This is a genomic window from Catenuloplanes atrovinosus, assembly GCF_031458235.1.
GTDB lineage: Bacteria > Actinomycetota > Actinomycetes > Mycobacteriales > Micromonosporaceae > Catenuloplanes > Catenuloplanes atrovinosus.
The window spans coordinates 984,875-997,124 of the sequence record NZ_JAVDYB010000001.1 but is presented as its reverse complement, the minus strand read 5'-3'; the positions used below and the strand labels follow the sequence as shown (position 1 = coordinate 997,124).

Genomic DNA, 12,250 nt, shown 5'->3' with positions numbered 1-12,250 from the left:
CAACCGGCCGGCGCGGGTGCGGTGGTGTCCCCCACGCCGGTTTCCGCGGCCTGGGGGACACCGTGAGCACGGCGATTATCGGACGTCGACCAGGTTCGGATCGCCACCGGTCTCGGCGACCTCCTCGCGGACCCGCTCCACCTGCGTCGGCGGCGTGTGCGCCGCCCGGCCGCGGCCGGGCAGCCACCTGAGCGCGACCAGCACGCCGATGAACACCACGACCGCGCCGACGACCGCGGAGACGTGCATGGCGTTGACGAACGCGTCGTTCGCGGCGGTCACCAGCCCGGCACCCTGCGGCCCGGCCTGCGCCGCCACCGCGTACGCGCCGGCGATCGACTCGGAGGCCGCGTCCCGCGCGGCGTCCGGCAGCGGCGCGACCGCGTCGGCGATCTGGCTCCGGTAGACCGCGGCCAGCACGGAGCCGAGCACCGCGATGCCGAGCGCGACCGCGACCTGCCGGATCGTGTTGCTGATCGCGGAGCCGACGCCGGCCCGCTCGCGCGGCAGCGTGGACATGACCGCCTCCATGGCCGGCGGCATGATGTTGGCCATGCCGGCGCCCTGGACGAAGAAGAGCACGGCGACCACCCAGATCGGGACGTCCGTGTCGACCAGCAGGAACCCGAGCAGCGACACGCCGACCAGCGCGAGACCGGCCACCGACACCGCGCGCCCGCCGAAGCGCTGCACCATGCCGGCGCTGGCCGGCGCGAACGCCAGCTGGGCCACGGCGAACGGCAGCAGCAGCAGGCCGGTCTGCAGCGGCGTGTAGTCCCGGACCAGCTGCAGGTAGAAGCTCATGAAGAAGAACGTGCCCATGCTGGCGAAGAAGACCAGGCCGATCGAGGCGATCGAGGCGGAGAACCGGCCGTTGCGGAACAGCTTGACGTCCAGCGAGGGGTAGGCGTACCGCCGCTCCCAGGCGACGAACGCGGCCAGCACCGCCACGCCGGCCACGATGAACGCCCACACCGCGGGCTGGTCGAAGCCGTTCTCGCCGCCGTCGATGATGCCGTAGACCAGCGAGGTGAGGCCGACCACGGAGAGCACCACGCCGAGCAGGTCGATCCGGCCCGGGTTCGGGTTGCGCGACTCCGGCACCAGCACCGCGATCAGGACCATGCCGAGCAGCGCGATGGGTACGTTGATCAGGAAGACCGAGCCCCACCAGAAGTGCTCCAGCAGGACGCCGCCGAGGATCGGGCCGATCGCGACCGCGAGGCCGACCGAGCCGGACCAGAGGCCGATCGCCCGGGCGCGCTCGCGCGGGTCGAAGACGACCGAGATGATGGAGAGCGTGACCGGCATGATCGCCGCGCCGCCGAGACCCATCAGCGCGCGCGTCGCGATCAGCTGGCCGGGGGTCTGCGCGTAGGCCGACGCCAGCGAGCTGAGCCCGAAGATGAGCAGGCCGGCGATCAGGAAGCGCTTGCGGCCCCAGCGGTCACCCAGGATGCCGAAGCTGAACAGCAGCGCGGCGAAGACCAGCGTGTACGAGTTGACGGCCCACTCGAGCTCCGCCTGGGTGGCGCCGAGGCCCTCGTTCGGGTCGGCGAGCACGCGGATGGCGACGTTGAGGATCGTGTTGTCGAGCACGACCACGAGCAGGCTGATGACCAGGACGCCGAGAATGGCCCAGCGCCGCGGGTGACCGGTGTTGGTCTGCGGATCCATCCGCGTCCCCCCAGAAGTTTCGATACGAAACGGTTCCGTATCCGTGCGAGACACTACAACGTGTCGTTGCGATACGGAACCGTTTCGTATCGGAAGTGGTGCCGGTCACGGCTTGTGCTGGTCGTACCCGACTCCGTTGCACTGTCGTCCACCGTTCACGCAGTGCGCGATCACCTCGGCCTGGCGTGCCGGGTCCCACCCGTTCATGAAGTCGAAGTGGAACGTGTTCGCCGCCCCGGACGACAGCGCCAGCCCCTTGGTAACACCGCCGGGCAGCTTGTACGGCACCTTCATCTCGAACATCGGCAGCGGCACCGGGTGGCTCCGCGGGCACTCCCCCCGCACCGGCCACGCCATGTGCGACTTGTGGTCCGGGGTGTCCAGGTGCTTGCCGTCCCAGCAGCTCGGCGCCTTGTGGCGGACGATCAGCGAGGAGCCGTCCGGGCACGACGCCGGGATCTCCGGGCCGGTCTGCCCGCCGCAGCTCCAGGTGCCCTGGAACGTCTCACCGGCCGGCGCCTTGGCGTTGCCGACCAGCAGCCGGAAGCCGGCCGGGAACGGGCGCACCCGCCGGTAGTCGTCGATGCCGGACTTGTAGTAGACCGTCACCTGCTGCGGCGTCAGCGCCTTGCCGTTCTGCAGCAGCGTCGGGAACCAGTACGACGAGGCGTCCTTCGGGTCCTGGCACGAGGTCTTCCCGCCGACCAGCTTCTCCGGCGTGCTGAACGCGTCGGTCGCCGGATTTCCGACGAACGTGTGGTCGTGCGAGGCGCCGGTCAGCCCCGGAAAGACGATCGGGTCGTCGCCGCGCCGGTGCGTCATCGTGCAGTTCGCCGCCACCTCCCGGTACTGCGCGCGCGGCGGCGGGCCGTCGAACGTCGGCACGGTCACCGGCGTGGTCACGGTGGGCGCGGCGCCGCCACCGCCGGTCCGGGACGGGCTGGGCGACGGCGACGCCGACGGGGGCGCGCCGGCCGGCGTGCCGGCCGGGGACGGTGCCCCGGTGGCCGGCGCGCACGGCGGCATGGTCACGCCGGCCCGCTCGGCCGGCGTGGCGAGGTCCGCGTACTCCGCGGGCAGGCAGGTCGGCAGCACCAGCGCGGGCGCCGACGAGCCGTCCGCGGTCGGCACGGTCGTCACGGAGCAGGCACTCGCGGCCAGCACCAGCGCCACGACCGGCACCAGGCGGCTCAGGCGATCGGTTCTCACGGCTTCCTTCCGATTCCCACATGGAGGGGTACGTCCGGGAGCAGGCTAGATCCGCCGGGAACCCGTTTCCTGAGCCGAAAGTCCCAGGACCGGCTCAGCGGCCGGTCCAGCGGAGCACGGCCTCGGTCCGGTTGCGCGCGCCGAGCTTGGTGAAGACCGCGTGCAGATGGTTCTTGACGGTCTTCTCGGTCAGGCCCAGGCGCTCCGCGATCACCACGTTCGCCAGGCCCTCCGCGACCAGGTCGAGCACCTCGCGCTCGCGCGCGGTCAGCCCGTACCGCCGGCGGGCCCGGTCCAGCCGCTCCGCCTCGCGCGCCGCCGCCTCCGCCGTCTCCTGCGCGCGCCGCAGCGCCTCCGCGGCCACGGTCGCGGCGGCCGGTGACAGCCAGCTCCGCCCGGACGCCACCACGGTCACCGCGCGCAGCAGCTCGGCCGGGTCGAACTCGCCGTGCACCAGGTAGCCACGGGCGCCGCCGCGCAGCATCTCGCGTACCACCGCGTCGCTGTCGTCGCTGGTCAACGTCAGCACCGCGGTCAGCCGCGCCAGCTCCGCCACGATCGACAGCCCGTCCGCGACCGGCATCCGGTAGTCCAGCAGCGTCACGTGCGGGCGCAGCCGGCGCGCCGCGTCCAGCGCCGCCCGCCCGTCCCCGGCCTCCCCCACCACCAGCGCGGCCCCGGACGCGTCCAGGTGCGCGCGGAGCGCGTCCCGCACGGTCGGGTTGTCGTCCACCACCAGCACCCGGATCACGCGGCGGCACCGGCCGGCACCGGCACCCGGACCCGCAGCAGCGAGCCCTCGCCGGGCGCGGAGCGCACCTCGGCCGCGCCGCCCACGCCGCTCGCCCGCTCGTGCACGCCGACCAGCCCGAGCCGGCCGGCCGCGCGCAGGTCGTCCAGGCTCGCGGCGGCGAACCCGACGCCGTCGTCGGCCACGCTCAGCTCCACCTCGCCGGGCATCGCGGCGACCCGCACCCAGACCCGGGCGGCGCGGGCGTGCCGCTCCACGTTCGCCAGGCCCTCGCGCAGGATGCGGAGCAGTTCGTACCGGGTCTCCAGCGGTGGATCGACGTCGTCGATGCTGGTCCGCACCGGGATGCCGGTGCGCCGCTCCCAGTCCCGGCACGCGCGCGCCACGCCGTACCCGAAGTCCTCGCCCGGGTCGTCGGCGCGCAGGCCCTCCATCAGCTCCCGCGCCTCCCGGGCGGCGGCCTCGGCACCACGGGAGACGGTGTCGGCGAGTTGCTCGGCGAGCGCGGGGTGGCGGCGCAGCGACTGCGGCAGCGCGACCGCGGCGAACGAGACGCCGCGCAGCGTCTTCGCCACCGAGTCGTGCAGCTCGCGGGCCAGCCGGGCGCGCTCGGACGCGGCGGCCGAACGCTGCGCGGAGGCGACCACGGCCACGGTCAGCTCCACGTACCGGACCAGCGCCGCGGTCGCCACGGTCGCGCCGACCCCGGCCAGCAGGCCGAGCACCGGGAACGCGGCGACGAACGCGGTCACCTCGGGCGACGGGCGGCTCTGCCGCAGCAGCACCGCGGCCGAGGCGAACCCGAGCGCGGCGTGCAGCGCCCAGAGCGGCAGGGCGCGCATGCCGATCAGCGCGCCGGCCAGCGCGGCGGCGCCGGCCGAGTAGCAGAAGAACGCCATGCCGCCGCGGCTGAGCGCCAGCACGCCGCCGGCCACCAGCAGGTCCGCGAGCAGCGCCGGCCACGGGTGCCGCACCAGCGCGCCGGGCCGCCGGGTGAGCACCGCGACCTGCGCCACGGTGGCGGCCACCACCAGCGCGACCACGGCCGGGACCCGCCACCGCTCATCGATCAGCAGCAGCCCCGCGGCGGCCGCGGTGACGGTCACGACCGCGCGCCCGAGCAGCACGGCCCGGGCGATCGCGGCCGGCGCGACGAGCTGGCCGCTCATGCCGGACCCGCCGTGCGACCGCGGACCCGCCGTGGTCGGCGATTCGCTCGCGAACTCGCTCATGATCGCGTGAATTCCACGTCGTCGATGAAGAAGCGGTACGCGTTCGGGACGGCCTCGGTGGCGATCTCCAGGTCGATGCGGCGGATCGGGCCGCCGCCCGGGAGCAGGTCCGCGACCGGCACGGTGAACGGGACCCACTCGTCGACCGGCGCGTTCAGCGTGGCGGGGCGGTCGCGGGAGAACGCGGTGGTGCCGGAGAGCGAGAGCCGGGCGACCGTGCCGTGCAGCCGGCCGCCGTAGATGCGCAGCCGGAGCCGGGCGCCCTCCGGGACGGTGAACGGCTCGGCGGCGACCAGCGAGACGGAGGCGGTCTTCTCCTTGGGCTCCACGCGCAGCGCCACGATGTCGGTGCCGGGGACCAGACCGGCCGGTACGACCTTGACGCCCACGCCCTCGGCGGACCAGCCGGAGCCGAGTGCGGTGGTGTAGACGGCGCAGGCCGGGCGCGGTGAGGCTCCGGTCGCCACGCACGGCGGCACGGCGGGGCCGGGGCTCGTGCTGGGGCTCGGGCTCGCGCTGGGGCTTTCGCCCGGGCTCTGCGGCGTGGACGGGCCGGTGGACGCCTCCCGGCCGGGCACAGGCGTCGTGACCTGCGGTGGCGTCGTGACCTGCGGTGATGCCGCGACCGGACGGGGCGGCTCGCCGGGCGGGGCGATCAGCGGTGGCACGCCCACGGCGATCGCGCCGACCGCGACGGCGAGGGCCGCGTATCGGCCCCACCGCGTCCGCTCCGCCTGCACGCGCTCGCCGCCTCACCGCTCGGGTCATCGCCCGGCGCGGGCCCGGCCGGGGTCAAGCGGGAATCCTAGCGACCCGGGACCCGCGATGCCGAGAGAGCCTTCTCCCGCAGCTCAGCGCGGTAGGTGACGGGGTTCCGGGCGGGAACCCCGTCACCGAGGACTACGCGTCGACCGCGGCCATGACCTCGTCGGAGACATCGAAGTTGCCGAAGACGTTCTGCACGTCGTCGCAGTCCTCGAGGACGTCGATCAGCTTGAAGATCTTGCGAGCGCCCTCCTCGTCGAGGGGGACGTTGACCGAGGCCACGAAGTTCGTGTCGGCCGAGTCGTACTCGATCTTGTTGTCGGTGAGCGCGGAGCGGACCGCCGGCATGTCGGTCGGCTCGGAGACGATCTCGAACGCCTCGCCGAGGTCGTTGACCTCCTCGGCGCCCGCGTCGATCACGTACATGAGCAGGTCGTCCTCGGTCAGGCCGTCGGTCTTCGGGACGATCACGACGCCCTTGCGGGAGAACATGTACGCCACCGAGCCGGCGTCCGCCAGGTTGCCGCCGTTGCGGGTGAGCGCGGTGCGGACCTCGGTGGCGGCGCGGTTCCGGTTGTCGGTCAGGCACTCGATCAGCAGCGCCACGCCGTTCGGCCCGTAGCCCTCGTACATGATCGTCTGCCAGTCGGCGCCGCCCGCCTCCAGGCCGGAGCCGCGCTTGACCGCGCGGTCGATGTTGTCGTTCGGCACCGAGCTCTTCTTCGCCTTCTGGATGGCGTCGTAGAGCGTCGGGTTGCCGGCGGGGTCGCCGCCACCGGTGCGGGCGGCGACCTCGACGTTCTTGATCAGCTTGGCGAACATCTTGCCGCGCTTGGCATCGATGACGGCCTTCTTGTGCTTGGTGGTTGCCCACTTGGAGTGGCCGGACATCACATGCCTCCCGTAGTCGTCGTCTAGCTCGCCCGCGCCATCTCGACGAATGCCGCGTGCACTCGGAGATCCCCGGTCAGTTCCGGATGGAAGGCGGTGGCGAGCACGTGCCCCTGCCGAACCGCAACAATCCTACCGGCGGCCGCACCGGACGTTACGCGGCCCAGCACCCGCGCGTCCGGCCCGACCTCCTCGACCCACGGCGCGCGGATGAAGACCGCGTGGAACGGGTCGCCGTCGATGCCGTCGATCTCCACCGCGGCCTCGAACGAGTCGACCTGGCGGCCGAACGCGTTGCGCCGGACCGTCATGTCGATGCCGCCGAAGGACTGCTGGTCGGGGCGCCCGTCCAGGACGGTCCCGGCCAGCATGATCATGCCGGCGCAGGAGCCGTAGACCGGCATGCCGTCCGCGATCCGCTTGCGGATCGGGTCGAGCAGGCCGAAGTCGACCGCCAGCTTGGAGATGGCGGTGGACTCGCCGCCCGGGATCACCAGCGCGTCCACGGTGTCCAGTTCCTCCGGGCGGCGCACCGGCCGGGCCAGCGCGTCGCACTCGGCCAGCGCGCGCAGGTGCTCGCGGACGTCCCCCTGGAGCGCAAGGACGCCGACCGTCAGATCGCGGCTCACCAGCCCCGCTCCTGCAGGCGGTGCGGCACCGGGATGTCGTCGACGTTGATGCCGACCATGGCCTCGCCCAGGCCGCGGGAGACCTTGGCGATCACGTCGGGGTCGTCGTAGAACGTGGTGGCCTTGACGACCGCGGCCGCGCGCTGCGCCGGGTTGCCGGACTTGAAGATGCCGGAGCCGACGAACACGCCCTCCGCGCCCAGCTGCATCATCATCGCGGCGTCGGCCGGCGTGGCGATGCCGCCCGCGGTGAACAGCACCACCGGGAGCTTGCCGGTCTCGGCGACCTCCTTGACCAGCTCGTACGGCGCCTGGAGCTCCTTGGCCGCGACGTACAGCTCGTCCTCCGGCAGGCTGGTCAGCCGCTTGATCTCGGCACGGATCTTCCGCATGTGGGTGGTCGCGTTGGAGACGTCGCCGGTGCCGGCCTCGCCCTTGGAGCGGATCATGGCGGCGCCCTCGGTGATCCGGCGCAGCGCCTCGCCCAGGTTCGTCGCGCCGCAGACGAACGGCACCGTGTACGCCCACTTGTCGATGTGGTTGGCGTAGTCTGCCGGCGTCAGCACCTCGGACTCGTCGATGTAGTCCACGCCGAGCGCCTGGAGCACCTGGGCCTCGACGAAGTGGCCGATCCGCACCTTCGCCATGACCGGGATCGACACGGCCTCGATGATGCTCTCGATCATGTCGGGGTCACTCATCCGCGAGACGCCGCCCTGCGCGCGGATGTCCGCGGGTACCCGCTCCAGCGCCATGACCGCCACGGCGCCGGCGTCCTCCGCGATCTTCGCCTGCTCCGCCGTGACCACGTCCATGATCACGCCGCCCTTGAGCATCTCGGCCATGCCGCGCTTCACGCGGGCGCTGCCGATGACGGGCTGACCTGGGTTTTCGGTGGCGGGGTTCTCGGACACGAGATGCTCCTCGGGAGTGTGGTGGACGCAGCGAATGGTACGCGCGACTGGTTGCCCCGCCGACGGCCAATCGGCCCCCGGGTGGCCTCCTCCACAGCGAATCGGCCTGCCGATGTCCGACATGCCGCCTACGCGAACGCGCCCTCCGCACCGCAACCGGACCACCGGGGCACTTCCGCGACCCACGGCGGCACCGGCTCCGACGCGGCGTCGGAGCGGCGGCGGAGCCGCCGCTCGGTTGGCCCGCGGGAGCATGCGGGCCGCACCACGCCGGAAGCGGGCACATCGACCGTGGGGTCCGGGGCTCGGCCCCGGGCAAACTCAGCGCCCGCGCGAGCATGCGGGCCGCGACCACGCCGGAACCGGGCACATCGACCGTGGGGTCCGGGGCTCGGCCCCGGGCAAACTCAGCGCCCGCGCGAGCATGCGGGCCGCGACCACGCCGGAACCGGGCACACCGACCGTGGGGTCCGGGGCTCGGCCCCGGGCAAACTCAGCGCCCGCGCGAGCATGCGGGCCGCGACCACGCCGGAACCGGGCACACCGACCGTGGGGTCCGGGGCTCGGCCCCGGGGCAAACTCAGCGCCCGCGGGAGCATGCGGGCCGCACCACGCCGGAAGCGGGCACATCGACCGTGGGGTCCGGGGCTCGGCCCCGGGCAAACTCAGCGCCCGCGCGAGCATGCGGGCCACGCCCGGGTCGACCTAGGTCTTGACGTCGCTTCGCGGTGCCACCTGGTGCGGTGTGATCTGGCGGGGTGGCTCGGTGAGGGACGGGGTCAGCGTCGGCTCGTCGATGTCGAAGTAGCGGGGGCGCGGGTGGCCGCGAGCCATCCCGAACAGGCGGACCAGCGGGCGGTCGCGGTTGATCAGCGCGTCGCGGACCGAGTCCGTGTGGACCTGGCGGGCGAGCGCGACGCGGCGGCTGGCCGCGATGACCGGCTCGGCCGCGGCCAGGCCGGTGGTGGGCGCGAGCCGGCGGAGCTGGCGGGTGAGGTCGTTCTCCGCGGCCTCGCGCTCGCCGGAGTCGGCGACCGTGCCGAGCCGGGGACCGGTGCCGAGCGCGGTGCCCGGGTCGAGGCGGGAGCCGGCGTCCAGCGCGATGCGGGCGGCGGCGTAGAGCTCGACCGCGTCCAGCTGCTCGGCCAGGACGGCGGCGGCCGCGGCACGGCGCAGCAGGTGGGCGTCGAGCGCGGCGGCGGCGGACGACGCGCGGGCGTGCAGGCGTTCCACCCGGCGGTCGGTCCAGACCAGGTACGCGGCGAGCAGCGAGACCACCACGGCAGCGCCGGCCCACCACCACAGCTCGGGCATCGTGCTCATTCGATCACCTGCGGGGCTTCCAGCACGCGGCCGTCCGTGGCCTCGATCGCGGTCTCGTAGACCTCCAGCACCCGGCGCGCGACGGACGGCCAGTCGAACGCGTCCACGGCGCGGCGCGCGAGCGCGGACAGCTCGGCCCGGCGGGCCGGGTCGTCGAGCAGCCCGGCCAGCGCGTTCTCCAGCGCCGCCGCGTCGCCGACCGGGAACAGCTCGGCGGCGCGGCCGTTGTCGACCACGCGGCGGAACGCGTCCAGGTCGCTGGCGACGATCGCGGCGCCGGCCGCCATCGCCTCGGTGAGGATCATGCCGAACGACTCTCCGCCGGTGTTCGGCGCCACGTAGACGTCCACGCTGCGCAGCATGCGTGCCTTGTCGCGCTCGGATACCAGGCCCAGGAAGCACACCCGGTCACGCAGCTCCACCGGTACGCCCTCCAGCAGGTCGTCGCGGTCGCCCGGACCGGCCACCAGCAGGCGCAGGCCGGGACGCGACCGGGCCAGCGACACCCACGCCTCGCGCAGGATCGGGAAGCCCTTGCGCGGCTCGGTGAAGCGGCCCAGGAAACCTATCGCGCCGCCGGGGCCGGGCCAGCCGTCCAGCGGCTCCGCGCCGGCGAACTTGGCCACGGCCACGCCGTTCGGGATCTCCACCGCGCCGCCGTCCAGGTGCTCCACCTGTACCCGCCGGGCGAGCGCGCTCACGGCGATGCGCGCGGTCACCCGCTCCAGCACGATCTGCAGCGCGCCGTGCACCGCGGCCAGCGCGCGGGATCGGGTCATCGCGGTGTGGAACGTGGCCACGACCGGCCCGTCCGCGGAGAGCACGGCCAGCAGCGACAGGCTCGGCGTGAGCGGCTCGTGCACGTGCAGCACGTCGAAGTGGCCGCGGGCCAGCCAGCGCCGGACGCGGGCCGTCGACACCGGGCCGAACGAGATCCGCGCCACCGAGCCGTTGTACGGCAACGGGACCGCCCGCCCGGCCGCCACCACGTATGGCGGCAGCGACGAGTCCTCGTCCGCGGGGGCCAGCACGCTCACCTCGTGACCGAGGCCGATCAGCGCCTCGGCCAGGTCCATCACGTGGTTCTGCACGCCGCCCGGCACGTCGAACGAGTACGGGCATACGATGCCGATCCGCACTCGTACCCCCTCAGGCCATTGCTTGCGCGGGCTCGTCCACCCACACCCGCTGCAGCATGTGCCAGTCCTCCGGATGCTCGGCGATCCCCTGTGCGAGCCGATCCGCGATCTCCTGCGTCAGGAACCGCACCCGCTCCTCCAGGGTGCCCCCTTCCGGCACGGGTATCGGGCCTACCAGCCGACCGTGGGCGATTCCATCCGGGTCGTACCACATGTGCACCGCGTAGAGCGGCGCGCCGGTGCGCAGCGCCAGCAGTGCGGGGCCGCCGGGCATGCGGGCGCGACCGCCGAAGAACGTCACGTCGACGCCGCGCCGGGACAGGTCCCGGTCGGCCAGCAGCGGCGCCAGGTAACCGGACGTGACCTTCTCGGCCAGCAGGTCCAGCGGGGCGCGCTCGCCGCCGCTGGTCGGGATGATCTCCATGCCGAGCGATCGGCGGAACGCCAGGAACCGCTGGTAGACGCCCTCCGGCTTGAGCCGCTCGGCGACGGTGATCAGCTTCCAGCCGTTCGCGCCGACCCAGGCGCCGGCCGCCTCCCAGTTGCCGGCGTGCGGCAGCGCCAGCACCGCGCCGTGGCCGGACGTGGCGAGCCGGGCCAGTTCCTCCTCGCCGTCGAAGCGGAACCGGCGCAGGTGCTCGTCGCGGGAGTACGTGTGCAGGCGGAAGGTGTCCATCCAGTAGCGCGCGTAGGACCGCATGCCGCGTCTGACCAGGTCGTTCAGTTCCGCGTCGGATATCTCGGGCCGGACCCGGCGCAGGTTGGCCCGGAGGCGCTCGACGCCCTTGCCGCGCTTGCGCACGGCGCGGTCCGCACCCGCGTGGAACAGCGCGATCGCCACCCGCTCGGGCAGCCACTGCACGGCCTGCCACCCGGCCCGGAAGGCGAACTCCGCTAATCCGCTCATGCGGTCGTGCTCTGCCGCTGCGCGCGCAGTGCCGCCTGGTCCTGCTTGTAGACGTGCCGCATGCGCTGCCACGCCGTCACGATCGAGAGGACGGCGAGTATCCATAGCACCGCCTGCAGGCCCCAGAGCACGCCGAACGCGGTGCTCAGCGCGCCGATGCCGATGCCGATGAGGCGCTCGGCCCGCTCCACGATGCCGACGTTGCAGTCGAAGCCCAGGCCCTCCGCGCGCGCCTTGACGTACGACACCAGCACGCTCGCGACCAGGCAGACCAGCGCCACGGTCGCGGTGACCCAGTCGCCCTCCTTGCCGAACCAGTACACCAGCGAGCCGAAGATCGCCGCGTCCGCGACCCGGTCCATGCTGGAGTCCAGCAGCGCGCCGAACCTACCGTTCGGCCCCTCGCGCAGGCGGGCCATCGTCCCGTCGATCAGGTCCGTGAGGCACGCGACCGTGATGAACAGCGCGCCGATGATGAAGTGACCGCGGGTGCCGAAGACCACGGCGCCGACGACCACGCCGATCGTGCCCGCGACGGTGACCGCGTTGGGCGTCACACCCAGCCGGAGGAGGGCACGACTGACCGGTTCGATGAGGTGAGCCATCCCGGCGCGCGCCGAGACCGAGAGGATCTTTGCCATGGCCGTCCCACCATAGCGGCGTGTCGCGGCACGCGACACCGCACGCGCTGATAGCTGACGCACAGTCACCGCTTGCCACCGACCTATTACATCAGGCAACGTGACCGGTATCACCTTGCGAAACTTCAGGTTAAGAGCGGCGTTGGGAGATCATCGCGACGCCTCTACGCGA

12 protein-coding genes are annotated in these 12,250 nt (G+C 73.2%); all 12 read right to left on the bottom strand.

Annotation, left to right across the window (positions count from 1 at the left end; all coding sequences use genetic code 11):
• Window positions 1-75 precede the first annotated feature (75 nt).
• A complete protein-coding gene (locus J2S41_RS04440) occupies window positions 76-1,677 on the bottom strand; it encodes an MFS transporter (RefSeq protein WP_310363399.1) in 1,602 nt (533 codons plus the stop codon).
• A gap of 105 nt (window positions 1,678-1,782) precedes the next feature.
• Window positions 1,783-2,886 carry a DUF1996 domain-containing protein gene (locus tag J2S41_RS04435; protein ID WP_310363397.1) on the bottom strand — a complete coding sequence of 368 codons (1,104 nt, stop codon included), beginning with the start codon at window positions 2,884-2,886 and terminating at the stop codon, window positions 1,783-1,785.
• Between the two features lie 94 nt (window positions 2,887-2,980).
• Window positions 2,981-3,637, bottom strand: coding sequence for a response regulator (locus J2S41_RS04430; protein ID WP_310363394.1), 657 nt, complete (start codon window positions 3,635-3,637; stop codon window positions 2,981-2,983).
• A complete protein-coding gene (locus J2S41_RS04425) occupies window positions 3,634-4,869 on the bottom strand; it encodes a sensor histidine kinase (protein WP_310363391.1) in 1,236 nt (411 codons plus the stop codon). The genes J2S41_RS04430 and J2S41_RS04425 overlap by 4 nt, the downstream gene beginning before the upstream one ends.
• Complete coding sequence (locus J2S41_RS04420) at window positions 4,866-5,609, bottom strand: hypothetical protein (protein WP_310363388.1); 744 nt, start codon at window positions 5,607-5,609, stop codon at window positions 4,866-4,868. The genes J2S41_RS04425 and J2S41_RS04420 overlap by 4 nt, the downstream gene beginning before the upstream one ends.
• Before the next feature lie 160 nt (window positions 5,610-5,769).
• Window positions 5,770-6,525: a YebC/PmpR family DNA-binding transcriptional regulator gene (locus J2S41_RS04415; protein WP_310363384.1), complete on the bottom strand. Its 756-nt coding sequence runs from the start codon at window positions 6,523-6,525 to the stop codon at window positions 5,770-5,772.
• A 23-nt stretch (window positions 6,526-6,548) separates the two neighbouring features.
• Window positions 6,549-7,154 carry a pyridoxal 5'-phosphate synthase glutaminase subunit PdxT gene (gene pdxT / locus J2S41_RS04410; RefSeq protein WP_374728109.1) on the bottom strand — a complete coding sequence of 202 codons (606 nt, stop codon included), beginning with the start codon at window positions 7,152-7,154 and terminating at the stop codon, window positions 6,549-6,551.
• Entirely contained in the window at window positions 7,151-8,068 is a 918-nt protein-coding gene (pdxS, locus tag J2S41_RS04405) for a pyridoxal 5'-phosphate synthase lyase subunit PdxS (RefSeq protein WP_310363381.1), read from the bottom strand. Before pdxS ends, pdxT begins: the two co-directional genes overlap by 4 nt.
• Before the next feature lie 705 nt (window positions 8,069-8,773).
• Window positions 8,774-9,382 (bottom strand): hypothetical protein, encoded by a 609-nt coding sequence (locus J2S41_RS04400; RefSeq protein WP_310376277.1) that lies wholly within the window; start codon window positions 9,380-9,382, stop codon window positions 8,774-8,776.
• Between the two features lie 5 nt (window positions 9,383-9,387).
• Window positions 9,388-10,530, bottom strand: a complete 1,143-nt coding sequence (locus tag J2S41_RS04395; protein ID WP_310363379.1) for a glycosyltransferase family 4 protein — start codon at window positions 10,528-10,530, stop codon at window positions 9,388-9,390.
• Between the two features lie 10 nt (window positions 10,531-10,540).
• Window positions 10,541-11,437 carry a phosphatidylinositol mannoside acyltransferase gene (locus tag J2S41_RS04390; protein WP_310363376.1) on the bottom strand — a complete coding sequence of 299 codons (897 nt, stop codon included), beginning with the start codon at window positions 11,435-11,437 and terminating at the stop codon, window positions 10,541-10,543.
• Entirely contained in the window at window positions 11,434-12,078 is a 645-nt protein-coding gene (pgsA, locus tag J2S41_RS04385) for a phosphatidylinositol phosphate synthase (protein ID WP_310363372.1), read from the bottom strand. The genes J2S41_RS04390 and pgsA overlap by 4 nt, the downstream gene beginning before the upstream one ends.
• Window positions 12,079-12,250: the final 172 nt, after the last annotated feature.